At 71.0% G+C, this 24,610-nt stretch carries 19 protein-coding genes; 14 read left to right on the top strand and 5 right to left on the bottom strand.

The window, feature by feature from the left end; all coding sequences use genetic code 11:
• Positions 1-9: 9 nt before the first annotated feature.
• Genes CAP_RS28940 through CAP_RS28925 form a run of 4 tightly spaced genes read right to left on the bottom strand, consistent with a single transcriptional unit; the run spans position 10 to position 7,604 of the window.
• Positions 10-1,461, bottom strand: coding sequence for a complex I subunit 4 family protein (locus CAP_RS28940; protein WP_044246887.1), 1,452 nt, complete (start codon positions 1,459-1,461; stop codon positions 10-12).
• On the bottom strand, positions 1,458-2,948 hold the full coding sequence (locus tag CAP_RS28935) for a proton-conducting transporter transmembrane domain-containing protein (protein ID WP_081865366.1): 1,491 nt from the start codon (positions 2,946-2,948) through the stop codon (positions 1,458-1,460). Before CAP_RS28935 ends, CAP_RS28940 begins: the two co-directional genes overlap by 4 nt.
• Positions 2,935-5,940 (bottom strand): YbcC family protein, encoded by a 3,006-nt coding sequence (locus CAP_RS28930; RefSeq protein WP_063748769.1) that lies wholly within the window; start codon positions 5,938-5,940, stop codon positions 2,935-2,937. Before CAP_RS28930 ends, CAP_RS28935 begins: the two co-directional genes overlap by 14 nt.
• A 23-nt stretch (positions 5,941-5,963) precedes the next feature.
• Positions 5,964-7,604, bottom strand: coding sequence for a SulP family inorganic anion transporter (locus CAP_RS28925; protein ID WP_044246886.1), 1,641 nt, complete (start codon positions 7,602-7,604; stop codon positions 5,964-5,966).
• A 297-nt stretch (positions 7,605-7,901) separates the two neighbouring features.
• Here CAP_RS28925 and CAP_RS28920 point away from each other — a divergent pair, with 297 nt between their 5' ends.
• Together CAP_RS28920 and CAP_RS28915 are read left to right on the top strand one after the other, a co-directional pair.
• A complete protein-coding gene (locus tag CAP_RS28920) occupies positions 7,902-8,489 on the top strand; it encodes an RNA polymerase sigma factor (protein ID WP_044246885.1) in 588 nt (195 codons plus the stop codon).
• Positions 8,486-9,121, top strand: a complete 636-nt coding sequence (locus CAP_RS28915) for a hypothetical protein (RefSeq protein WP_044246884.1) — start codon at positions 8,486-8,488, stop codon at positions 9,119-9,121. Before CAP_RS28920 ends, CAP_RS28915 begins: the two co-directional genes overlap by 4 nt.
• 66 nt (positions 9,122-9,187) lie before the next feature.
• Here the strand turns inward: CAP_RS28915 and CAP_RS28910 are convergent, their stop codons facing one another.
• On the bottom strand, positions 9,188-10,687 hold the full coding sequence (locus CAP_RS28910) for a L,D-transpeptidase (RefSeq protein ID WP_044246883.1): 1,500 nt from the start codon (positions 10,685-10,687) through the stop codon (positions 9,188-9,190).
• Between the two features lie 1,018 nt (positions 10,688-11,705).
• On the opposite strand from CAP_RS28910, the gene CAP_RS28905 reads away from it, so the two are divergent.
• From CAP_RS28905 to gspD, 12 genes are all read left to right on the top strand, one after another.
• The gene (locus tag CAP_RS28905) at positions 11,706-12,437 is read left to right on the top strand and encodes a siderophore-interacting protein (RefSeq protein ID WP_044246882.1); all 732 of its coding nucleotides are present in this window, start codon (positions 11,706-11,708) and stop codon (positions 12,435-12,437) included.
• Positions 12,437-13,273 (top strand): class I SAM-dependent methyltransferase, encoded by an 837-nt coding sequence (locus CAP_RS28900; protein ID WP_044246881.1) that lies wholly within the window; start codon positions 12,437-12,439, stop codon positions 13,271-13,273. Before CAP_RS28905 ends, CAP_RS28900 begins: the two co-directional genes overlap by 1 nt.
• 89 nt (positions 13,274-13,362) lie before the next feature.
• A complete protein-coding gene (locus CAP_RS28895) occupies positions 13,363-14,742 on the top strand; it encodes a hypothetical protein (protein WP_052376240.1) in 1,380 nt (459 codons plus the stop codon).
• 132 nt (positions 14,743-14,874) lie between these two features.
• A complete protein-coding gene (locus tag CAP_RS51060; RefSeq protein WP_156041226.1) occupies positions 14,875-16,167 on the top strand; it encodes a ferritin-like domain-containing protein in 1,293 nt (430 codons plus the stop codon).
• 149 nt (positions 16,168-16,316) lie between these two features.
• The gene (locus CAP_RS28885) at positions 16,317-17,300 is read left to right on the top strand and encodes a hypothetical protein (protein WP_044246880.1); all 984 of its coding nucleotides are present in this window, start codon (positions 16,317-16,319) and stop codon (positions 17,298-17,300) included.
• A gap of 75 nt (positions 17,301-17,375) precedes the next feature.
• Positions 17,376-17,777, top strand: a complete 402-nt coding sequence (locus CAP_RS28880; protein ID WP_044246879.1) for a (2Fe-2S) ferredoxin domain-containing protein — start codon at positions 17,376-17,378, stop codon at positions 17,775-17,777.
• A 28-nt stretch (positions 17,778-17,805) separates the two neighbouring features.
• Positions 17,806-18,255, top strand: a complete 450-nt coding sequence (locus tag CAP_RS28875; RefSeq protein ID WP_044246878.1) for a hypothetical protein — start codon at positions 17,806-17,808, stop codon at positions 18,253-18,255.
• Positions 18,252-18,815: an isochorismatase family protein gene (locus CAP_RS28870; protein WP_044246877.1), complete on the top strand. Its 564-nt coding sequence runs from the start codon at positions 18,252-18,254 to the stop codon at positions 18,813-18,815. Before CAP_RS28875 ends, CAP_RS28870 begins: the two co-directional genes overlap by 4 nt.
• A gap of 71 nt (positions 18,816-18,886) precedes the next feature.
• Complete coding sequence (locus tag CAP_RS28865) at positions 18,887-20,317, top strand: sigma-54-dependent transcriptional regulator (protein WP_044246876.1); 1,431 nt, start codon at positions 18,887-18,889, stop codon at positions 20,315-20,317.
• 220 nt (positions 20,318-20,537) lie between these two features.
• Positions 20,538-21,506 (top strand): type II secretion system protein GspC, encoded by a 969-nt coding sequence (gspC, locus tag CAP_RS28860; protein WP_044246875.1) that lies wholly within the window; start codon positions 20,538-20,540, stop codon positions 21,504-21,506.
• 110 nt (positions 21,507-21,616) lie between these two features.
• Positions 21,617-21,928: a hypothetical protein gene (locus CAP_RS28855; RefSeq protein WP_044246874.1), complete on the top strand. Its 312-nt coding sequence runs from the start codon at positions 21,617-21,619 to the stop codon at positions 21,926-21,928.
• A 72-nt stretch (positions 21,929-22,000) separates the two neighbouring features.
• Positions 22,001-24,577 (top strand): type II secretion system secretin GspD, encoded by a 2,577-nt coding sequence (gene gspD / locus CAP_RS28850; RefSeq protein ID WP_081865363.1) that lies wholly within the window; start codon positions 22,001-22,003, stop codon positions 24,575-24,577.
• The last annotated feature ends 33 nt before the right edge of the window (positions 24,578-24,610 follow it).

Here is a 24,610-nt window from a genome sequence, read left to right as displayed (position 1 = left end):
TGCCGCACGTCACGGGTGGATCTGCTCGACCACCCGATCGACCACCCCCTCGCGGAGCACGAGGAGCCTCGTAGGAGCCACACCGAGGACCACGGTGAGCGCCACGAGCGACAGGAGCACCACCCGCTCCCTGAGGAGCATGGACTCCACGGCCGCGTAGCGTGCGCGCGGCGCGGGGCCGAGGAAGGTGCGCTGGAACGCGCGGAAGACGGTGATGCCGTTGATCGCGGTTGCCACCAGCATGATCACCGCGAGCACCGGGTGGACGTGCAGCACGCCGTGGATGAGCAGGTCCTCGCTCACGAAGGTCAGCGCGCCCGGGAAGCCGATGCTCGCGCAGGCCAGCAGGAAGAAGAACGCCGCCGCGCGGGGCATGCTCGCGACGAGGCCGCCGAGCTTGCGGGTGTCGGCCGCGCCGGTGCGCGCCTCGATGGCCCAGATCACGATGGCGAGGCCGGTGAGCGAGATGGTCGACGCCACGCCCTGGAGCAGCGCGCCGCTCACGCTCTGGATGTTCATGGAAGCGATGCCGAGGAGCATCACGCCCTTCTGGCTGGACATCAGGTAGCCGATCATCCGGCGCAGGTCGGTCTGCACCAGCGCCAGCACCGCGCCGTGCACGGTGCTCAGCAGCCCGACGCCGGCGATGATGGGCATCCCCGCCGCGCTGCCCTCGGGCAGGAGAGGCACCACCACCGTCAGCAAGAGGTGGATGCCCACCTGCGCCTGCCCGAGCAGGAGCGCCACCCCGAAGGGCCCCCGCTCGAGCAGGACGGGCAGCCAGCCGTGGAAGGGCACCGCCGCCCTCCGGATCAGCACCGCGAGCCCGAGCAGGGCGAAGAGCACCGGCTGGGAGGCGGCAGGCAGGCCGACGCGGTGGATCTCGTCGATGTCGAAGGGCGCCACCGCGCCCCGCTGGGCGGCGAGCCAGGCGATGCCCGCGATGCCGGCCACGATGGGCAGCGTCCCGCCGAGCAGGAAGAGCCGGTAGGTGCGCCGGAGGAGGGGATCGTTCACTTCCTTGCGGGCAATGAGCCGTTCGCCAGGGATGAGCGTGGCGACCCACGCCACCCCGAACAGGGCGAGGTCACGGGCGCACAGGATGGCGATCGTGGCGCTCGCGGTGGAGAGCACCGCCGCGAGGTTCGGGCGGTCGAGCACCGCCCGCCGCCCGGCGATGAGAAGGCAGAGCTGCATGCCGGCCACGAGCAGCGGCATGACCACGCTGTAGCCGTCGAGCCCCAGGTGCAGCCGGGCGCCCACCAGGGGCAAGGTCGGGCCCACCCCATCGAAGCTCCCGCCGTGCATCAGCGCGAGCGGGGCCACGGCGAGGAGGAGCGTCACCGCAGCGCCGGCAATCGCGATCTCGCTGCCCCGCTCGTCGCTCGGCGCGCGTCGGACCAGGAGAGCAGTGACCCAGGGGACCAGGATCAACGCCGAGAGCAGGACGAGTGCGCTCATGATCGGACCTCCCCCGCGTCGCGGGAATCGCTCAGCACGGAACGGGAAGAGAGGGCCATGGCGCCCCCCGAGCTGGGCCGCGCGACGCCCTCTCCGCCCTCTCCAGCCGGAAGCGCGCCGCGGGCGACACCTCCGCCGCCACCCTCACCCGAGCGATCCCCGACGCCCGCCAGCGTCGCCACCAGACGGCGCTCGACCCGGTCGAGCCGCTGCCCGAGCCGCATCACGGGCGCCGCGACGAACCGCTCCTGGAGCGCCTCCAGGTGGAAGCGCTCGAGAGCCAGCCAGTACACGCGCCGCACGAGCCGTGCGGGCAGGAGCCTGGCCGCGAGCCCGAGCTGCGGCAGCGGCGCGCCCTCGTGGGCCGAGCGGATGTCCTGCGCATCGCGCAGCGCCGAGGGGGCGCGGAGGAGCTGCAGGCAGCGCAGGCAGGCGTGGGCGAAGAGGTGCACCAGCGCGAGCTGGTAGAAGCCCAGGCCGATCTCGATGAACATGATCCCCACCTGGGACATGGTCGCGTGCGCGAGGGCGCTCTTCACGTCGGACTGGGCGCGGCCGACCAGGGTCGCATAGACGGCCGTGAGGGCACCGACCACCGCGACCACCGCGCTCGCCGCGGGCGCGCTCTGGAGGAGCGGCGCCAGGCGCAGCAGGAGGTAGACCCCGGCGTGCACGGAGATCGCCCCGTAGAACAGCGCGCTCGACGGCGTGGGTCCCTCCATGGCGCGCGGCAGCCAGCTCCCCACCGGGAACTGGGCGCTCTTGCCCATGGCCGCCACGAGGAAGCACAGCGCGAGCGCCGTCGCCCCACCCTGCCCGAGCGCCGCGCCGGTGCCCGGCCACGCCTCGCCGCCGAGGACCGCCTCGAAATGCGAGGAGTGCGCCAGCTCGTGCATCAGCACCACCCCCACGAGCAGGCCGATGTCGCAGAGGCGGTAGGTCACGTAGACCCGCGCCGCCGCCCGCGCCGGCGCCGCGCGCTCGTGGAAGAACGCCACGAGCAGCACGCTGGTCACGCCGACGAGCTCCCAGCCCGCAAAGAAGACATCGACCGTGCCGGCCGAGACCAGCGCCAGCATGCCCGTCGCGAAGAGCGAGAGGAGCAGGAAGAACCGGGTGAAGCCCGCCTCCCGGTGCAGGTAGGCGATGGAGAAGCGGCCCACCACGAGGGCGATGAGCGAGACCAGGAGCATCATCGTCGACGAGAGCCGATCGATGAGCAGCACGAGGTCGAACTCGTACTCCCGCGTCTTGAACCAGTGGCCCACGTCCACCGCGAGAAAGGCGTCGGGCGCGATGACCGCGCAGCCCCACACCACGAGCGACGAGAGCGCCGACAGGGTGAGCGCGGCGAGGACGACCCGCGACACCACACGCTCGCTCGGGGCGCGCAGAAGCAGGGTGAAGGCACCGAGCGCAGCGAACGCCACGGCCGGAGCGACGACGGCCAGGGCGGCGAGCCTCGCGAGGATCTCAGGCAGCGACATGGGCCACCTCCTCCTGCGCCGTACGCGGCGGGCGCGGCGGGCGCGGCGGGTCATCCAAGCGCACGATCTCCGCGGACGCAGCGCGGATGAGCGCAGGAGCGACGAAATCGGACTTCCCGGCGTACCAGTCGACGGAGCGCGCGACCTCCGGCAGCGGTCCCCCCGGGGGGACGAGCGACGTGAAGCCACCATCCTTGAAGTGCATCATCCGGCCGGTGTCCGGGTCGACGCACACGACCTGCACCCAGCCGTTCACCACCAGCTCGCGCACCACGGGCTGCCGCTCGCAGATGCCCACCGCCACCTCGGGCGTGGTCTCCAGCACCAGCAGGAGGCGGACCGGCTCGTGGATCTCGATCATCTGCTTCGGTAGGCCCGTGCGCAGGTCCCCTGCCCCGCCCTCCATCACCCCGAGCAACGAGACCAGGTTGTGGGGGAGCTTGGTGCCGCAGCCGTAGTGGGCGTTGTCGACGCGGGAGAAGTAGTACTCGAGGTTGATGCCGGCGCCGACGGGGCCCGCCGCCGCGACGATGCGCTCGAGAATGCGGCCCTCCACGTCGAGGGTCGGATCGTACGAGATCAGGAAGGCCCGCCGGTCGAGGAAGAGCCCGCGGGTCATCTCGCGGCGGCCGATCACGCAGACGGCATTGGTGACGTGCCCGAGCTCGGGCCGGGCCTGGCTGAGGTCCTCGGCGCGCGTCTCGACGTGCGCCAGGGCCGCCTCGGGGGTGAGCGACTTCGGCGCCGAGGCGAACCGGCGGCAGCGCTCGTGGGCGTGCAGCTTGCGCGCCTCGTCGAGCGTCGCCCGCGCCGCAGCCAGCACCTTCGCGTGGGAGGGCGGGGCCCGGTGCGTGTCGCTCAGGGTGATGCCGTCGGTCGTCGTGTTGTGGAGCCCGCCCACGAACCAGGTAGTCTCGGGGATGTCGATGCCGCGCTGGCGGAGCAAGGCGCGGGTCTCCGGGTCGTTCGCCATCTCCGCGAAGAGCCGCGCGTTCGGCTCGCCGAGGCGGCCGCCGCAAGCGCCGCAGTCGTAAGCCGACTGGTGGGGGTTGTTCGTGCTGCGCGAGCCATGCCCCAGCACGACCACCAGCGGCGCGAAGCTCTTCACGAGGCCCATGTTCTCCAGCGCCGCCCCGACCCGACCCGCCTTCTCGGCCGCGGTGAGCACGCGCAGGCCCGCGCCGAGGTCGCCCTCGCCCGGGCTGTGCAGGTGCGTCGCCGGCAGCGGCAGGAGGCGCCGGCCGACCGCCGCCCGGAGCTTGCCCGCGGTGCGCGGCATGAGCACGCGCCCCACGAGCGGGAACAGCGAGAACACCCCGAGGGTGGGCGTGAGCAGCATCCCCCGGGTCATGGTGTTCGTGCCGTGGCGCAGCGCATGGAGCAGCCGCGCCCACCGCCGCCTCCGGCCGCGCCGCTGGGTGCCGTGGGCCTCCTCGACGGGGCGCTCCACCACCTCGTAGGCGGGCTCGGCGCCGAGCGGGCAGAGGGCCGCGAAACCGGGATCGTCGAGGCCACGGTAACGGATGGGCACGCCGAAGAAGCCGGCGATGCCGAAGGTCTCGTTGCGGGGCGACAGCTCCTCCAGGTGACGGCGGAGGCCGCAGCTCCGGTCGTCCATGCAGCAGATGACCTGCAGGGCGGGCTCGGCGACGCGCCGCGCCGCGACCGGCCTGCGCAGGTTGACCGCGAGGGCGTGCATGACCTCATGGCGGTGGTGACGCTCGTACGCCTCGTGCCACACCCGGCGGCGGGTGGTCTCGTCGAACGCCTCGAGCACACCGAGCACCCAGAGGCGATCGCTCTCGGAGAGGAGCTTCACCTGCGCCGCCTCCACGCCCGCCGCCTGGGCGAGCTGGAAGAGCAGGTAGGGACGCTCGTGATCCGCGGAGCGGTCCATCGCCTGGGCTGGCGGCGACGAGGGCCGCTGGCTGCGCCGCACGTGATCGACGAGGCCCGCGAGCGGCCCCTCGTAGCCGAGCCGCTGGCGCGCGATGTCGCGCAGCGCGAGCTGCCAGAGGGTGAGGCGCACCGCGAGGTACTCCGTGAGCGAGGCGGGAGGCGCCGTGGGCGCCCTGTCCCCCGGGGTGTGCTCCAGCCGGTGGATCATCCCGGCCCAGCCCGGCATCTCCAGGAGGATCTGCGTCAGGTACGCCTCCCGGTGCGCCTCCGAGACGCCGAGCGTCTCCAGGGCGCTGAGGACGATGCTCGCGGGCGTGAGCTTGGCGCGGGCGATGCGTCCGAACTCGGCGGGGAGCTCGCGCAGGAATGCGGCAGCCGGGGGCGCCTCGCGGGTCATCGCCGCGAAGGCCTGGAACAGGCCCTTGTCGCGGTCGGGCATGGCCCAGTGCGCGACGCCTTCATCGAGGTAGGCGGAAAGGAGCCGCACGAGGAAGGATCCGATCATCTCCGCCGCGTCCTCGCCCGTGACCGCGAGGAGAAGATCGCGGTGGGTGCGGTCGAGGCCCACGCGATCGACGAGCGACAGCTCGGTCGGAGGCGCAGGCGGCAGGGGCAGGGCACGGCAGGCGTCCCAGAGCGCGCGCGCCTCGTCGGAAAAGCCCCGCTTCCCCTGCTCGGCCATGCGCCAGACGAGGGCCGCCTCGCTCACCGTGCGGAGCGAGTGACGGAGCGCAACGCGCTCGATGGAGGCGCGGGTGAAGGGCCCCCGGCTCTCGGCAAGGCGCTCCGGGCTCTCGCGGCGGTGGTGGTCATCGAGCGCCGCCGCGAGGTCCTCCTCGGTGATGCGCCCCGTGCCGAGGAAGGCGCGGTACTCCGCCTCGGCGAGGTAGCCCTCCGCGCCGAAGGTGGCGCTCGCCGCCGCGACGGCCTCGTGGAACGGCAGGTGCTGGAAGGCGTGCAGGGTGTTGTGGTGGATGAACACGCCGATGGGCCCCTGCGCCGGCAAGAGGTGCGCGGCGTGGTCGAGGAGCGCGCGGAGACGCGCTTCCGGGGTGGCCTCGGCGTGACGTTCTGGACCGTGATCGTGACTCATGGCTGCTCGGGGGGAAGGAGGCTTCAGCGGGAGGCGACGGGGGCGAGGGCCATCTTCTTGCGCGCCGAGAGGGGGTGCGCCGAGAGCTGGCTGTGGGCGTCGAGCCCGCTCACGGTGAGCGAGCGCCCCTGGCTCTCCAAGAGGGACTTCAGGTCTTGCAGGTTGGTCATCACGGTGTGATCGACGAGCCGCGCGTTCGAGAGGTCGACCTCGATGGCCTTCGCGCTCGCGTGCTGTTCGATGCGGCGCTTGATGGTGAGGTAATTGCTGAACACCGCGGCGTGCTTGACCTGCAGCGTCACCCGGTCGCCCACCACCTGCTCGTCGATCTCCGGGCGGAAGAGGCTGCCGACGGGCGTGCCATTGAAGAGGTGAATCACCATCTTCATCGCGATGCCCGCCGCGACGCCGACCAGCAGGTCGGTGGCAATGGTGACGAGCGTGGTGGTCGAGAGAATGAGGAGCTGCTCCTTGCCGATGCGGAAGGTATGCACGAACTCCTTCGGCGAGGCGAGGCGGATGCCGGTGAAGGTGAGCATCGCCGCCAGCGCGGCGAGGGGAATGCGGTGGATGAGGCCGGGAGCGAAGGCCACGAAGAGCAGGAGGAACAGGCCGTGGAAGAAGTTCGCGAGCCGCGTCCTCGCGCCGTAGCCGATGTTGGCCGAGCTGCGGACGATCTCCGAGATCATTGGCAGGCCGCCGATGAACCCCGCGACGAGGTTGCCGACGCCCGTGGCGAGCAGGTCACGGTCGAGGTCGGAGCGGCGCTTCTCGGGATCCAGGGTGTCGACGGCCTTGGCCGACAGGAGCGACTCGATGCTCCCGACCAGCGTGAACATGACCACGTACTTGATGGAGACCGACGAGGTGATCTGGGAGAAGTCCGGGAACGCCACCGCCTTGAGCAGGTTGCCCGGGAGGTTCACCAGGAACTTGGGCCCGATCGTGTAGTCGTGGTGGGTGATGGCGAACGAGTAGGTGTGCTCGTGCTCCAGGTCGAAGAAGTACGCGAGCGGCATCGCGCCCGCGAGCACGAGGAGCGGCGCCGGGACGCGCTTCGCCCACGCGAACCGTTTGGCGACGAAGGGCCACCCGAAGAGCAGCGCCAGGGAGAGCGCGCCGATGAGCGCGATCTCGGGATTCATCGCGGCGACGCTGTGGGGGATCTCGGCGAGCAGGTGGAGGGGCTCCTTCGCGGCAGGCGAGACGCCGAGGAGCACGTGGATCTGCTTGGAGAAGATGATGATGCCGATGGCCGCGAGCATCCCGTGCACCACCGACGAGGGGAAGAAGTCGCCGAGCTTGCCGGCACGCGCGAGCGCGAGGCCGATCTGGAGGACCGCGGCGACCACGATGCAGGCGAGCGCGCGGCGGTAGCCGCCCCCTTCCGTGCCCCCGAGCTCGGTGACGGCGCCCAGCGCGATGACGATGAGACCTGCCGCCGGCCCTTTGATGGTCAGCCGGGCACTCCCCATCCAGGTGGAGATGACGCCGCCGACGACGGCGGTGAGGATGCCAGCGACGGGAGGGAAGCCGCTCGCCATCGCGATCCCCAGGCAGAGGGGGAGGGCGATGAGGAACACGAGGAACCCTGCGACGAGGTCGTTCTTCCAGGACGGTCCCGCCGGCGGGGCTGACGCGACCTGTTGCTCTGTGGGGGCCATGGAGACCTGAGGTCCGCGGGGACAAGCGAGCGCGGGACGCGCTGGTTGCCTCGGTTCGGACGTGGGGAGACGGGATGAAGCGCCAGGAGGTTCCCGAGGGTCAGATTCGGGAGCTGCCCAGGGCAACCCGGGAACCGCCGGCCAGGTCGTCCCGTCTTTAGCACTGTCATGGAAGCGGCGATGCACCCGGCGCTCGGTATTGCCGAGGCCCTCTGGTCACCAGCGCAGGCGGTAGACTTCCGCCCGCGCCCGGCTAGAGTCCGCGGGCCGACGCCGCCCTCGCGAGACGAGCTTGCCATGACCGCCCCGCGATCCACGCCCCTCGGCAGCACACGCGCGCAGTTCGAGGCCGCGGTGCGCCCCATCCTGCCGCGCGTGTACCGCTACTGCATCTCGCTCACCGGCGACCGCGATCGCGCCGACGATCTGTTCCAGAACGCAGTGCTGAAGGCATTCCTGAACGCGTCCTCGTACGAGGGCCGGAGCGACCTCGCCGGCTGGCTGTGCGGGATCGCCCGCAACGAGTACCTGGAGACGCGGCGCACGGAGGCGCGCCGTCACGGGCTCTTCGATCGCTTCGTCGACGCCTGCACCGAGGCCCTGGGCCTCGCGCCGAGCGACGCGAAGGCACCCGACCGACTGCTCATGCAGGGCGAGGAGTCCGAGCTGCTCCTCGCCTGCCTGCAGCAGGTCCCCGAGGACTTCCGCACCGTCGTGGTGCTCTGCGACATCGAGGAGCTCGGCTACGACGAGGTGGCTGGAATGCTCGGCATTCCCAAGGGTACAGTGAAGAGTCGGCATGCGCGTGGGCGCGCGCGGCTGCGTGAGGTGTACGAGCGCGTGGCGACCGGGAGCCTTGCCCCGGCGCGGGAGGAGTCGACATGAAGCGTCACGATCATGAGCTACCCCCCCTGCCCGAAGATCTCGCCCGCGGGATGCAGGCGCTGCGCGGCATGGGGCCGACCGACGACCTCGTGGAGCGCGCCCTCGGCGCCCTGCCCGACCGCCGCCCGGAGTCGGCGCGGCCTTCCTCCAACCGGGAGCGTCCGACCTCGCGCTGGCTCCTCGGCAGCCTCGCCCTCGCGCCCGCGCTCGCCGCAGTGGGCGTGGTGGCCTTCCACCTGGCCGCGACCCGCGGCGCGCTCGGCACCCTCCCCGAAAGCGACCCCACCGCCACCCTGGAGCGCTCCGAGGAGCGCACCCTCGGCCTCGACGCCGAGGGCCAGACCTGGGCCGAGTTCGACCTGGTGACCCACCACCACGAGGGCCGCGAGGCCACGGTGCACCTCGAGGTCCCCGAGAGCGTGAGCGTGCGCCTGCCCGGCGGCGACGGCAGCTTCCTCGAGCGCTCCTGCGCCGAGTCCCGCTGCCTGCACAGCTTCAAGCACAGCGAGGTCGACGGCGGCCCCCTCCGCGTCGCCTTCGCCCAACCCGGCCGTTACGAGATCCAGGTCCGCCACGAATCCAAGGAAGCCCGCGTGAGCGAGCGCTTCGTCGTCACCGCCATCCGCGACTAACAAGCAGGGGCCTGCGGCCTCTACGCTCCCGATGGTCGCCACCCCTGCTGGGGAGAGGCTTTCGGCTCAGGGGTGCACGTACACCAGCGTGCCGCCCTTCTCGTGGATGACGCCGTGCCACGCCGCCGGCACCACGGGCTCCGTCCAGTCGAAGAGCCAGGCCGCGTCGGCCGGGGACATGTTCACGCAGCCGTTGCTCTTCACCTTGCCGAAATCGTCGTGCCAGTAGACCCCGTGCAGGGCGTACCCCTTGTGGAAGTACTGCACGTAGGGCACATCGCGCAGGTCGCGCGCGTTCTCGTCGGCCTCGTCGCCATCCATGGTGGCGCTCACGTGCTTCGACTGGATGAAGAAGGTCCCCTGCACGGTGGCGCTGGTCGTCTCGGGATCGGCCAGCTCGCCACGCCCGGTGGAGACCAGGGTGGAGAAGACGGGACGGGTCCCCTCGTAGGCCACCAGGATCTGCCGGGTGATGGACACATCAATCCACTTCAGCCCCCGCGCCGCGTGCGCCCAGAGGTCCCGCCCCAGCACGGCGATGCGCAGGCTCGACGCAGGGATCCACAGGCCCGCGTCCGTCTCCACGTACACGCCGCTCACGGCGGAGCGGCCGGTGAGGACCCAGCCGGAGCGATACCCGGCCCAGCCCTCGGGGCGTAGCTCGCCCGAGGCGTCGGGCTTCAGGGTGCGCACCCCGTGGTGCATCACGAAGGCCGGCGTCCCCTCGGTCTTCACCTCCACGCCGCGCATCTCGGAGGGGATGACCGCGCGGGTGCGGTCGATGGGGAGCAGATCCAGCTCGGTGGTCAGGCCGAAGCGGCGCCCCGTCCAGTCGAAGGTGGCAATCAGCCCGAACGCCGTGTTGTGCCGGGCGCGCCCGCGGTGCACGGGGAAGCGGACCTTCTCTTCGGCGCCGTAGGGCTTGGGCAGATCGCGGCCACTCTGCAGGTACTCGGTGAGGGCGTCCGGAGGGCCGAGGAGCTGCTCGTTGCGCTGCTCCCAGCCCGACTTCTCCACAGAGCCAACGCGGCCTTCGACGCGCCGCTGGTCACTCTCGGAGGGCAGGCGGACGTAGAGGTGCGGCGGCGGGCTGCGGGAGACCACGTAGTGGTACGGGTACGCTTCGCCGCGGCGAGGACCGTGGGGCGTGGCGTGGACCATGGCAGTGTCGGCGTCGAGGGTCGCGGTCCTGCCCACGCAGACGTAGCCGCGGGGATGGATGGCGTACCACCCCTGGGTGCACCCGTCGGTGCCCGCGGGGGCAGCGGCACGCTCGACCACGGTGCCAGCGCGCAGGTAGCCGAGGCGCGCGGACCTGCGCCGGGGCTCGGCATGCACGAAGGTGCGCATGGCGATGCTGGCGAGCTGGTCGCCCTGACCGGGTCGGAGCGCGTCGGGGCTGACCACGGGCGTCAAGTCGGCCTCCTGCTCGGGCGGAGGCGGAGGCGGCGGCTGCAGGGTGGGCGCGTCGAGGCGCTCCACGGCAGAGCGGCCAGGCGGCTCACTGGTCGGCGCGCAAGCCGTGGCCCCGAGGATCAGGGCGGTGAGCATCCAGGGCGAGCGCATCAGCCCGCCCTACCTACCTCACCGTCAGCGCTCGGACCAGGCGTCCCGGCGCGTGCTGCCGGCGGCGCGGTCGCCCGCTTCAGCGCCGTGCACCGCGTGCAGCGTGCGCAGCGCTAATGGGCCGCCGGGTTCGGGGAAGGCGGGTTGGGGCGGGGTACACCCGCTGTCGGACGAGATCAGGACGACCCAGGTGAATCCTTTTGCCCGCATGGCGCTCCCTCTCCTGCTGTCTTCCCGCGGGGTCGTCCGCGCCACCGCCCACGGCGTGTGGCCGGAGAACCCTGCACTTCGCTGCTCTAGATCCCGCCCCTCGCGATCCTCGACGGACCGGCGTCAGTCCAATTTGGGTACCGAAACGATGGACCCGGGTCAACGGGTGGGTGCGCGCTCACGATGTCGAGGTCAGCCCGATCGGGGCATCGAAGAAAATTGCCTCCATGGCCACGCGCCACGCGCCACGCGCCACGCGCCACGCGCCACGCGCCACGTGCCACGCGCCACGCGCCACGCAGCGCCTCTCGCGTTGCGCGCGCGCAACATCGAGGGAGCGGGGCGTCACCCTGGGAAGAGCTGTTTCCCGTGTGGAGCGACGCCGATCTCTACGCGGAAGGTCTGTGCGGCGACGTCGCGGCGGCCGACGCGCGGGACCACGGGCTCGGGCAGGAGGACACGGAGAACGGCGAGGTGGCTCGTGCGGACAGCGCGGGAAGTTGCTCCATGCGCGGGACGCGAACGTCGGGAGGGGGAGCTTGGCCCGCTGCACTCGCCGCAGTGACGGGAATGCTCCTCGGGCGCCGCAGACCCTGGCGGTAGCCGCCTGCAGACTCAGGGCAAGGCTCTGCAGACTCAGGGCAAGGCTCTGCAGACTCAGGGCAACCGTCTGCAGACTCAGGGCAACCGTCTGCAGACTCAGGGCAGCCGCCTGCAGACTCAGGGCATGTGAAGTTGACTTGCGTTTTCATCAAGAGCCGGTAGTGTCGTGGACGCGCTCGGCGAGAGAGCGACGCGAGGTGGAGCCATGCCTGAAGTGCCTGCGGTGCTGGCGAATGTGATGGAGCCCTGGTTCGCCCGGAGCGCCAACGTGACGGCCGTGGAGGACCTGGCGCCGCGGCTCAAGCGGGTGCGCTTCGAGGGAAGCGCGCTGCGCGGGGTGCGCTTCCACGCAGGACAGGAAGTGGAATTCCGGGTGAGCGAGACGGCCTTCCGCCATTACACGCCGTCGGCATTCGACGGGACGCAGGGCGCGCTGGAGGTGCTGTTCTTCCTCCACGGGCACGGGCCAGGAAGCACCTGGGCGAGCGGCCTTCGCGAAGGGACCAGGGCGAACGTGCTCGGGCCAGGGGGAAGGTTCACGCTCGACCCCTTCGCGGCGACCCACGTGCTCCTCGGAGACGAGACGAGCCTCGGGCTCTTCAGCGCGATGGGGCGCTCGCTGCCGCCAGGGAGCCGCGCGGTGGGTGCCGTGGAGGTGGAGCCGGGCTGCGAGCGCTGGCCGGCGCTCGCGGGGAGCTTGCTCGACGGGGCGCCGCGGCGCGCGGGGAAGCGAGGAGAGGCGCTGCGGAGGTGGGTGGAAGAGCACCCGGCGTGGCTCGACAAGCGGCGCGCGCACAACGGCGACACGGTGTTCTACCTGGCCGGACACGCGGGGACGCTGGTGGAGCTGCGGCGGTGGCTCGTGGAGGAGCGGGGGATTCCGCGGCGGGCAGTGCGCTCGAAGGCCTACTGGGCAGACGGCAAGCGAGGCTTGTGATGGGTGAGAAGGCGAAGGTCGACCTCGGCAAGGTGCAGGAGACGCTGCTCATCCCGCTGTATGGACGGGCGGTGGAGACCAGGAAGCGTCGGCCCCTCCTGAGCGACCCGAAGGCCGTCGAGATGGTGGCAGCCATCGACTACGACTTCCACAAGTTCGATCGGTCAACGAGCCTGGTGGGGTCGGTGCTCCGCACGGTGATGCTCGACGAGTGGATCAAGGACTTCCTCGCGGCGCACCCGACGGGCACGGTGGTGGAGATCGGGGCAGGGTTGAACACCCGCTTCGAGCGGCTCGACAACGGGCAGCTCCGGTGGTTCGACGTGGACCTGCCGGACTCGGTGGCGCTCCGGAACAGGTTCTTCACGGACAGCGCGCGGCGGACCACGGTCGCGGCCTCGGTGCTCGACGAGTCCTGGATCACCCGGGTGAAGGAGAGCAACGGGCCGTTCTTCATCGTGGTGGAGGCGGTGCTGCTCTACCTCGCCGAGGACGAGGTGAAGCAGGCGCTCTCCCGCATCGCCCAGGAGTTCCCGGGAGCGCGGGTCGCGTTCGACACGGCAGGCACGCTGATGGTGCGCAACCAGCACCGGCACGACGTGATGAAGGACATGGCGGCGCAGTTCTCGTGGGCGTGCGACGAGCCGGAGCGCCTGGAGCGGTGGGTGCCCGGGCTGCGGCTCCTGGAGACGCGGACCTACGCCGAGGCCCAGGAGACACTGTGGTCGAAGCTGCCCCTCTACCTGCGGGTGCTGAGCCATGTTGGGCCACTGCTGTTCAAGAGGTTCGTGAACGCCTACCGCCTCAACCTGTTCGAGGTGCTGCCGAGGGCCTGAGGCCACGGGGTTGGCGCGGATTGTGCTCTCCTTGGTCGCGGCCGTGAGTCAGGAGGACGGACCTCCTGCGCCGTGGAGGAGATCAGTCCATGCGTTCCAACGACCGCGTCTTGAGTGTCCTGTGCCGTGTGCTCTCGCTCTCGCTCGCGCCTCTGGTAGGTGCCTGCGGAGAGGGAGGCGATGGCGGGGTTGGCCCCGGAGGAACCGGGACCGAGACGGGGGGCACCGAGACCGGAGGCACGCAGATCGACACCGCGACCTTCGAGGCGTTCCCCTGCGCGTCCGAGGGCGTGGCCGAGCTCGCGCCCGCGGAGGCGTGGGAGTACATCTCGCTCCGGCGCGCTGCGGATGACGCGGGCGGCGCGGGTGGCGAGGAAGTCGCGTCGTCCGGGGTGCCCTGCGCGACAGCGACGGACGTGGAGGCGTGCGAGCAGGCAGTCCAGGAGGCTTCGGCGACGAACGGCTTCCAGCTCGGCGAATGCACCGAGATCTGCGACCGCTTCATGCTGGTGCTGAACCGGGGCGACGAGGTGTCGGTGCTCTCCAGCGTGGACGCGGTGAAGGCGTGGCTCGCGCCGGTGGACACGCCGAGCGAGGCCGTGATGGTGGCGAAGATGGACGGCTACTCGGTGAGCTGCGACGCCCTCGACCGGGGCGGCTTCAAGGAGGTGAGCGGGGGCTACGAGGTACTGGGGACCAGGTACACGAGCCTCTGCGCTCCGGTGGAGAGGGCGCTGTTCCGGCTGAACGTCAGCGCCGAGGGAGAGGTGGAGGAGCTGGAGTCCCAGGTGATCTCCTCGGAGAGCGGGGTGTGCATCGGCCGACGACCGGCGGGGCTCGCAGAGGAGCGAGGACGGGGATCGAGCAGGCTCGGGGCCTACTTCGCCGAGGTCGCTCAGCTCGAAGCGGCCTCCGTGCACGCCTTCGCCGTGCTGCGCGAGGAGCTCTCGCTACACGGGGCACCGCAAGCGCTGCTCGACCAGGTCGACGCCGCGCGCGAGGACGAGGTGCGCCATGCCCGGATCATGAAGCGCGTGGCCACGAGGTTCGGCGGGGTCGTGCGCGATCCGGTGGTCGCGCCGCGGGCTCCGCGCTCGCTGGAGGAGGTCGCCATCGAGAACGCCGCCGAAGGGTGCGTGCGCGAGACCTACGGCGCCCTGGTCGGCATGCACCAGGCGCGCTTCGCGCAGGACCGGGTGGTGCGGGGGGTGATGCGGCAGGTGGCGCGCGACGAGGCGGCCCACGCCTCGCTCGCCTGGGCCGTGGATGCGTGGGTGCGCTCGCGGCTGTCCCCGGAGGCGCTCGCGCGGGTGGAAGCCGCCCGGCAGCAGGCGCTCGCCGAAGTCGCGGACGAGGCGCGCGCGGGATACGCCGAGGACCTGTGCGCGGTCGCCGGGATGCCGGGCGCCGAGGTGGGCCAGCGGATGGCGCAGGCCTTCGCGCAGGCAATGCCGGCGCTCGCCGCTTGAGTCGTGCGCCGGAGGGGCGACGGGAAGGCAAGCATGCTTTCCTGATCGCCCCTGAAGGCGCGGGGGTTTGCTTCAACGCTTGCTTCGTCGAGGAGATCTGGATCCATGCGTTCAAATGATCGTGTCGCAGGTGTGTTGCGTCGTGTGCTCTCGCTGTCGCTCGCGCCCTTGATCGGTGCCTGCGGAGCAGGCGAGATCGATGTCGAAGGGTTCGAGACCTTCGCCTGCACGGCGGACGGGTCGACAGGAGCGCTCGAGGGACTGACCCCCGCCGAGGCGTGGGATTACGCGGAGCTGAGGCCCACCCCGGGCACCGGGGACCTGGGACTCGGAGGGAGCGCGATCGGGACGCCCTGCGCCACGGCGACCGACGTGGAGGCTTGCCAGCAGGCGCTCGCGGAGGCGACGTCGACGAATGGCTTCCTGGTGGGAGAATGCGTGAGCTTCTGCCCCTCGTACATGCTGGTGCTGAACCGGGGAGACGAGGTGTCGGTGCTCGACACCCCCGAGGCCCTAACGGCATGGCTCGCGCCGGTGGACACGCCGACCGAGGCGCGGCTGCTCGCGCAAGCGGCCGGCTACTCGGTGGGCTGCGGAGACGTCCTGGAGGGCGGATTCAAGGAGGCGGGCGGGGGATACGAGGTGCTGGCGACCCGGTACACGGCCCTGTGTGATCCCATCGAAGAGTCGCTGTTCCGTCTGAGCGTCAGCGCCGAGGGCGAGGTGGCGGTGCTGGAGTCGGAGGTGCTCTCCTCGGAGAGCGGCGCCTGCGTCGGCCGGCGGCCAGCGGGGCTCGCAGAGGCGCGGGGACGCGGGTCGAGCAGGCTCGGGGCCTACTTCGCCGAGGTCGCCCAGCTCGAAGCGGCCTCCGTGCACGCCTTCGCCGTGCTGCGCGAGGAGCTGGCGCTGCACGGCGCGCCCCAGGCACTGCTCGACCAGGCCGACGCCGCGCGCGAGGACGAGGTGCGCCATGCCCGGATCATGAAGCGCGTGGCTGCGAGGTTCGGCGGAGTCGTACGCGAGCCGGTGGTCGCACCGCGGGCCCCGCGCTCGCTGGAAGAGGTCGCCCTCGAGAACGCCGCCGAAGGGTGCGTGCGCGAGACCTACGGCGCCCTGGTCGGCATGCACCAGGCGCGCTTCGCGCGAGACCAGGTGGTGCGCCGGGTGATGCGGCGGGTCGCGCAGGACGAGGCTGCCCACGCCTCGCTCGCCTGGGCTGTGGATGCCTGGGCGCGGTCGCGGCTGTCCCCGGAGGCGCTCGCGCGGGTGGAAGCCGCCCGGCAGCAGGCACTCGCTGAAGTCGCGGACGAGGCGCGCGCGGGATACGCCGAGGACCTGTGCGCGGTCGCCGGGATGCCGGCCGCCGCCACTGGGCAGCGGTTGGCGCAAACGTTCGCGCAGGCTCTACCAGCGCTCGCCGGCTGATCGGCGCGACGGGCACACAGGGGACAGACGCGGGCGATCGCGGCGACCTGACCGCAATCCCTGCACGATCTCCGGGAGAAGCGGGAATGTCCAGCACGCCCCGGTGTGGGCACGGCCCTCGCATCGAGGACGGGGCCGGAGGTGACACAATGCGCTGGTACATCGTGGCAGCCTCAGCGATGGCGCTGACGGCTTGCAGGGCCGATGAGAAGTCGGATCGTGCGCTGGGCGCCGAGCGGGATGGGCTGCAGCACGGCGGCCAGCCGGCGACGCAGCCCGCCGAGAACCGCATCGACTGGGGCCAGGTCCAGAACTACGAAGAGCAGGCTCGGGTGGAGAGCGCCTACAGCGTGAACGAGGCGCGGGCTTCCTACGACGAGGCGCAGCAGCAGCGCTTCGAGGAGCAGCAGCGCTACGAAGCGCAGATGGCTGCCGACGAGCAGCAGCGTTACGAGGAGCAGATGGCCGCCGACGAGCAGGCCTTCCTCGAGGAGCAGGCGGCACTGCGGGAGGAGCGGGCAGCGCTGCGCGAGGATCGGGCGGCATTGCGCGAGGACCAGGCAGCACTGCGCGAGGACCAGGCAGCGCTGGAGGAGCAGGCGGCACAGGAGGCGTCCGGGGGGGCGATCGTAGCCACCGACGAGGAGGTGGACCGCCGCGTCACGGGGCAGACCGCGCGTGAGCGGGGGGAGAACATGGCGGCAGCGGCGGCATCCCGGAGCAGGGTGGCTCCTCCGACGGAGTATCCGGCCAGCGGGGGCTGGGCGCCGATGACCGGCATCGACCCGCGGGGAGCGCTCAACCAGGGCTCGGGAAACCAGGGGCTGGGGAACCGGGGCGTGGGCGTGACGCCCTCGTCGCAGGAGATGCGGCAGCAGCAGCGCAACGTGCCGACCGGCTCGCCGTACACGCCGGGGCAGAGGGGCGGGACGAGCGCCCAGCCGAACCAGAACCCAACGACGGGGTCGCCGTACACGTCGAACCAGCAGGCCCCGGGGGTGCGCCCTGGTCAGTCGCAAGGGACGGGGATGACGGGCATCCCGGGACGCCCGGCGATGCCCTCGGCGCCGGCAGTGCAAGCAGGCCCTGGCGGGATCCAGGCGCCCGCACCCATCACACCGCCCACGCGCTGAACACCTCCACACCCCGAAAACACGGCCGCGGACCGGTCGCTTGACCGGCCGGTCCCGACGCACAAGGATGCGGCCGTGGCTCAGCGCAAGCGTTACCTGTTCGTCTGCGTGAACCGTCGTCCCGAGGGCACGCCCAAGGGGTCGTGCGCCGAACGCGGGGCGACGGAGGTGCACGCGGCGCTGAAGATGGAGATCAACCGGCGAGGGCTCGCGCGCACGGAGGTGCGGGCCTGCACCGCGAGCTGCGTCGACGTGTGCTGGGCAGGGCCGGCGATCGCCGTGGAGCCCGACGGGTACTTCTACGGGCGGGTCACCGAAGCGGACGTGCCGGAGATCGTGGACGCGCTTGTCTCCGGGGGGCGGGTGGAGCGGCTGGTATTGCCGCCCGAGGATTTCGAGATGGCGACGGCTGGGCCAGCGCTGTCGCTGCCCCTGGTGCCGAGGCCCGCCGAGCCGGGGCGTGAAGGGGGCGTGTGAGCGAGGGGGTGCATGAAGAGGGGGGCGCATGAAGGCGATCGAGTTCCGCGAGACGATGACCGGGAGCTACCACCTGGCCACGAGGCCGAGCGAGGAGCGGCCGATGACGTTCACGATCCGCGCGCGCTCACGGGGAGGCCTGCGCGGGTTGCTGAAGGGGCCCGAGGCGGAGATCGAAGGCGAGGTGGACGCCGAGGGATTCGCGGATCACCGCTACCTGAAGGGCCTCATGAACCTCGACGTGCTGCGCACGGGGAAGCTCCGGTACAGCTTCCAGTTCGACGACAACGGGGGGCAGCGCTGCACGTTCGCGGGGGAGAAGACAGTGCGGCTCGACGACCTCGTGGAGACGATGACGGTGCTGCCCGGAAAGCTCCTCGGCGAGGGGGGCGACGAGATCGGGCAGGCGCTGCTCAGGTTCGACCTGCGGGGTGAACTCCTGCGGTTTCTCCGCAGCTTCAAGGTGGTGGTTCTATGAGCGTGCGACGGGTCCAGCCTGCAGAGAGCGTGGTGGTGGTGGTGGACGTGCAGGAGCGCCTCGCGCCTGCGATGCCGGAGGCGCAGCTCGCGGCGCTGACGCGCGCGGCGACGGTGCTCATCGAGGGAGCCGGCTTGCTCGGCGCAGGGGTCCTCGCGACCGAGCAGTACCCGAAGGGGCTCGGGCCGACGATCCCCAGGATCCAGGAGAAGCTCGACGCTGCCGGCGTGACGGTGCTGCCGAAGATGACGTTCTCGGCGTGCGAGGCAGAGGGCTTCGAGGCGCTGTGGACGAAGCGCGGGGCCCGCGTGGCCATCGTGGTGGGCATGGAGACGCACGTGTGCGTGTACCAGACGGTGCGGGACCTCTGCGCGCAGGGGATCGAGGTGCTGGTGCCCGCGGACGGGGTGGCGTCGCGACGCGAGGACCACCGGCAGGTGGGGCTCGATCTGTGCCGGTCGGCAGGGGCGACCATCACCACCATGGAAACGGTGGTCTTCGACTGGTTGCGGGTCGCCGGGACCGAGCCGTTCCGGATGCTCTCGAAGCTGATCCGCTGAGCCATCCCTTGCCAGTTTGGCAGGCGGGGGTCGCCTGGACACCCTGTCAGAGGGCGTGACATAGTGGCTCGATGGCTGACGAGCAGGCGGGGATCCCGCTGGAGGCCGCCGACGCGGAACAAGCGGGCAGTCCCACGGTGCTCGTGGTCGACGACGACGCCTCGAACCTGGCGTCCATCCAGAAGATCTTCCAGCGCGACGGGATGCGGGTGCTGACCGCGGACGGAGCGCGGGCGGCGCTGGAGCTGTCGCGTCACCACCGCGTGCAGGTGGTGCTGACGGACCTGATGATGCCGGGGACGAGCGGGATCGAGCTGATGCGCGCGCTGAAGCAGGTCTCGCCGGACACCGAGGTGGTGATGATGACCGCGTACGGGACGGTGGAGACCGCGGTCCAGGCCATGCGCGAGGGGGCGTACGACTTCGTGGAGAAGCCGCTCAAGCGCATGACCATCATCAAGAGCGTGCGCAAGGCGGCGGAGCGGCAGTCGCTCGTCGCCGAGAACCGCTCCCTCAAGCAGGAGATCAAGCTCCTGACGCGGCGCGAGATCGTGGGATCGAGCCCGGCGCTCCGGCGGGTGCTCGACGTGGCGACGCAGGCTGCGCCGTCGAGCGCGACGGTGCTGGTGCTCGGGGAGAGCGGGACGGGCAAGGAGCTGCTGGCGCGCTACATCCACGAGCGCAGCGCGCGGGCGCGGGGGCCGTTCGTGGCGGTGAACTGCGCCGCGATCCCGGAGTCGATCCTGGAGGCAGAGCTGTTCGGGCACGAGCGGGGGGCATTCACGGGAGCGCTCTCGCGGCGGGAAGGCCGGTTCGCGCGGGCCCTCGGGGGAACCCTGTTCCTCGACGAGATCGGGGAGCTGTCGCCGGCGGTGCAGGTGAAGCTCTTGCGCGTGCTGCAGGAGGGCGAGTACGAGCCCGTGGGCGGCGATACGCAGCGGGCCGATGTGCGGGTGGTGGCCGCGACGAACAAGGACCTGCGGGCGGAGGTCACGGCAGGGCGCTTCCGCGAGGATCTGTTCTACCGGCTGAACGTGATCGCGATCACGGCGCCTCCACTGCGGGCGCGGCGCGAGGACATCCCGCTCCTCACCGATCACTTCCTCGGGGTGTACTGCGCGAAGAACAACCGGAGCCGCCTGGAGGCGCCGCGCGAGGTGCTGGCGCGGCTCCTGGACTATCCGTGGCCGGGAAACGTGCGCGAGCTGGAGAACGTGATCGAGCGCGCCGTGGTGCTGTGCCGGGGCGAGCGGCTCTCGGTGGACGACCTGCCGGATCCGGTGCGCGAAGCTGCCGACACAGCGCCGAGCACGCTGACGTTCTCGGTGGGTACGCCGCTCGACGAGGTGGAGCGGCGGCTGATCCGGGAGACGCTGCGCTTCGCCCGGGGGGACAAATCGCTGGCAGCACAGCTCCTCGGGATCTCGACGCGCACGATCTACCGCAAGCTCGGCGAAGTCGAGGGGGGAGCCGGGCCATCGGGCGGCGCCGCAGGAGGTTGAGACCTCGGGGCGCAAAGTCGGGTTGTCACTTTGGCAAAGTCGCTCCCGGGGGCACTCCCCCGCGCGCCACGTTGGCGCGATGGATCCCGCGATCCAGGGATCGCGAGCCACGAAGGTGCCTGGTCGAGAGGCTTGTTTGGGGTCTTCCTGAGGGTGCCTGGGCCGGGAGGCCCGGAGCATTGACCTCTGGCACGACTCTCGCTTACACGGAGGCGGGCGCATGGGTTTTGACGCGATCCTGAAGCGGTATTTTCCTGCGATCGTCTGCGTACTGATCGCCATCGCCGCCTACTTCCAGGCGTCTGGGATGGGGCAGCTCGTGGCATCCAACGTGTCGGACGGCGCAGCGCCGGCGGTGGGCGCGACAGCGCCGACGACGCGCGCACCAGCGAGCGTGCCAGCGAACCAGGACCACGCGACGAGCGCGGGGGCCATCCTGTCACGCAACCCGTTCGACTCGGTGACCGGGCCGCTCGACGGCAAGCCCGTGAGCATCGAGGACGCGCCGGTGGCCGAGGTCCGGAACCAGGAGGACCCGTACGACGATCCGCCCTGCGACGGGACCAAGGTGGTGCTGATCTCGCAGTCGGAGGATCCGGAGTGGTCGTTCGCGGCCTTCGCGGCCTCGGACGGCAAGACCCAGATGCGGCGCCAGGGCGACGAGATCAACGGCAAGACGGTCTACTACGTCGGCTGGGATCGGGTGTGGCTCACGGCAGGTGCCGGGGGCGCGCGGTGTCAGACGTCGATGCGTGACAAGAACGTGGCGCCCCCGAAGGCGGCGGCGACGACGCCTGCGGACACCACGAAGCGCGGGAGGGGCCGGAAGGTGCCGGCGGACATCGCCTCGAAGATCCACAAGGTCAGCGAGACGGAGTTCTCCATCGAGCGCAGCGTGGTGGACCAGATCCTCGAAAACCAGGCCGAGCTGATGCGGAGCGCGCGCATCGTGCCCGAGAAGGAGGGCGACAAGGTGGTCGGAATCCGGCTCTTCGGCGTCCGCCCCGACTCTCTCCTCGGCACCCTGGGGCTCCAGAATGGCGATCGCCTGCAGAGCATCAACGGCTTCGAGATGAGCGATCCGCAGAAGGCGCTCGAGGCGTACGCGCGGCTCCGGAGCGCCGACAAGCTGAGCGTGAACGTGCAGCGGAAGGGCAGCCCGATGACGCTCGACTTCAACATCAAGTGAGGTGCAGGAGCGCTGGCGCACGTCGCCATGCCGCACCGCACGTCAGCGCGTCGGGGAATGATCGTGAGGGCGCAGGGTTGGGGTGGTGACAGAGGGAAGAAGGGTGAGGCATGGCGCGGCTGATCGGGATTCTGAACGAGGGGAGCTTGCTCAAGCGGACGCTGGTCCACGTGGGCACCTTCGCGCTGGGATCGATGACGTTCGTGGCGCTGACAAGCTTCCTGCTCGTGACGATCACGCGCGCGGTGCTCCCCTCTGACGCAGAGAGCAGCGCTGTTCCGGACGAGGCAGCGGCCGCCGAGGAATTGCCGCTCGCCGACAAGCCCTCGCTGCAGAACAAGCCCCTGCGCACGCGCCGCCAGCGCAACGCAGCGGCTGCCGCGCCTGCCGCGCCCGCCGCGCCCGCAGGTGACGCCGAATAGAATTTCGACGGGCGCTCCCTCCATCGAGCTTCCCTACCCACGAGGACGCAGTACAGAAGCCGGACCGATCCGATGGCCATGATTTCCCCCGAGCGTTCCCTTCGCCGCATGCGGCTCGTCTCCACGTCCGCCCTGGCGCTCGCCCTCTGGGGCGCCTCTCCCGCCGCGCACGCGCAGCCCGCGCGTGGCGCCCCCGTGCTGCGTACGCCGGCGCAGCGGCAGGTGGAGCGTCCGCCCGCCGCGGGTGGATCGCCACGGGCACAGGCCCCGGGCGCTGCGGTCGCGCCGCCCGCGCCGGCGCCCGGAGCGGCGTCGGGCGCAGGTGACGACGACCCCATGGCGAGCGTGAAGCAGGGGGTGCAGGAGATCGAGTTCAAGCCCAAGCCGGGCGGTTACCGGGTCTCCTTCAACCTGGAGGAGGCCGAGCTGCCGGAGCTGGTGAAGGCGATCAGCAACATCACCGGGCGCCGCTTCATCTACGGAGGCAAGCTCCGCCAGATCAAGGCGAGCGTGTACGCGCCGGAGAAGGTCACGGTCGGCGAGGCGTACAGCGCGTTCCTCTCCATCCTGCACACCAACGGGATGACAGTGATCCCGCACGGACGCTTCCTGAAGATCGTGGAGACGCAGGGGATCGTGAACGACACGACGCCAGTGTTCAACACCGCCGCGCCGGTGCCGGACGAGGATCGCTACGTCACCCGGCTCTACCGGCTGAGCAACGTGGACGCCACGGATGCGAGCGGAGTGCTCACCAAGTTCAAGTCGAAGGACGGTGACGTCTCGGTGTACGCGCCGGGGAACCTGCTCATCATCACCGACACCGGCGCGAACATCCAGCGCATGCTGCAGATCGTCGAGGCCATCGACGTGGGCGGCGCGGGCGAGCAGCTCTGGGTGCAGCCGGTCCACTACGCCTCTGCGGCCGACATGGCCACGAAGCTCGGCGAGATCCTCGACCCGTCGAAGGCCAGCGGCGGCGCGGGGGGTCGGGGGGGCGCGGGCGGAGGCGCCGCGGGCAAGTCCCGGATCATCGCCGACGACCGGACCAATTCGCTGATCCTCACCGCCACCGAGCCGGACTACATGCGCGTCCTCTCGATCCTGAAGCGGCTCGACGTGCCGCAGACGGGCGAGGGGCAGATCCACGTGCTGCCGCTCCAGCATGCACTCTGCAAGGATCTGTCGACCACCCTGAACCAGATCCTCGGCGGCTCGGGCGGCGCCTCGAGCGGCGCGGCCGTGGGTGGCCGGGGGGCGCGGGGAGGCGCAGGGCAGGCGGGTCCGCCCATCCCCGGCTCGGCGGAGACGCTCTTCGAAGGGCAGATCAAGGTCACCTGCGACGAGGCCAGCAACAAGCTGGTGGTCACCTCGTCGATGCGCGATTACGCGCAGCTCCGCGGGGTCATCGACGAGCTCGACATGCCGCGGCGGCAGGTGTTCATCGAGGCCGTGATCATGGACGTCAGCGTCGAGCGCGTGAGGGACTGGGGCGTCGGCTACCACGGCGGCGCGCCGTTCTCGACGCTGAACACGAACGACGCCTTCATCTACGGCGGCAACAACCCGGGGCAGTCCATCCTCGGGGTGCCCGCCAACCTGGAGGCGCTGGCGCTCGGCATCCGGGGGCCAGAGATCGAGGGGTCGAACAACCTGCTCGGGACGGGCGTGTCCATTCCCGCGCTCGGCGTGGTGCTGCACTGGCTCGCCGACAACGGCGACTCCAACGTGCTGGCGACGCCGCACATCATCGCCACCGACAACGAGGAGGCGGAGATCTCGATCGGTCAGAACATCCCGCTCCAGACCAACGTCGGCGGGTCGAGCCTGGGCAGCCTCGCCGGGCTCGCGGGCGGAGCGGCGGGCGCCGCGGGCGCCCTCGGCGGCGTCGGGAGCCTCCTCGGCGGGTTCGGCGGGTTCGCGGCGCCCCGCCAGGACGTGGGTACGACCATCACCATCACGCCCCACATCAACGACTCCGACCTGGTGCGGATGGAGATCGCCGAGGAGATCTCGGACGCAGGGACCGCGGTCGGCGCCCTCGGCGCGATCCCCATCAACAAGCGCACGGCGTCGACGATCCTGACAGTGAAGGACCAGCAGACGGTGGTCATCGGCGGCCTCGTGCGCGACGTGGTGCTCAACGCGGAGACGAAGATCCCGGTGCTCGGCGACCTGCCCGTGCTCGGCTTCCTCTTCAAGCAGTCGAAGCGGACGACCACGAAGAGCAACCTCCTGCTCGTCCTCACCCCCTACGTGATCCGGAACCAGGACGACCTCCGCGCCATCTTCGAGCGCAAGATGGAGGAGCGGCAGGAGTTCATCGACCGGTACTTCGTGTTCTCCGACAGCCGGGCGTGGGAGCCTCCGCGCGACTGGGGCCGCCAGAACGGGCTGGTGGAGGACATCCGCCAGTCGATGATCAAGGAAGAGGAGCGGGCCCGCCTCGAGGAGGAGTCACGGCCGAAGGACCGCATGGAGCACACGGCCGTCGAGCCCATCGGAATGCCTTCGTTCGGGGCGAAGAGCCCGGAAGACACGCCCGGGGCCGCGGCTCCCCAGGACCAAGGGGAATCGGCGCCGCGGCTCCCGCGCACGCCTCGGGTGCGCACGCAGAGAGCGCGGCCTCAGGCCGAATCGGTCGAGTAACGCTGCTGCCCGTTCGTCCGCGGGGTCAGAAGC

It is taken from the genome of Chondromyces apiculatus DSM 436, assembly GCF_000601485.1.
Taxonomy (GTDB): Bacteria; Myxococcota_A; Polyangia; order Polyangiales; family Polyangiaceae; genus Chondromyces; species Chondromyces apiculatus.
This window is presented reverse-complemented; position numbering and strand designations above follow the sequence as displayed.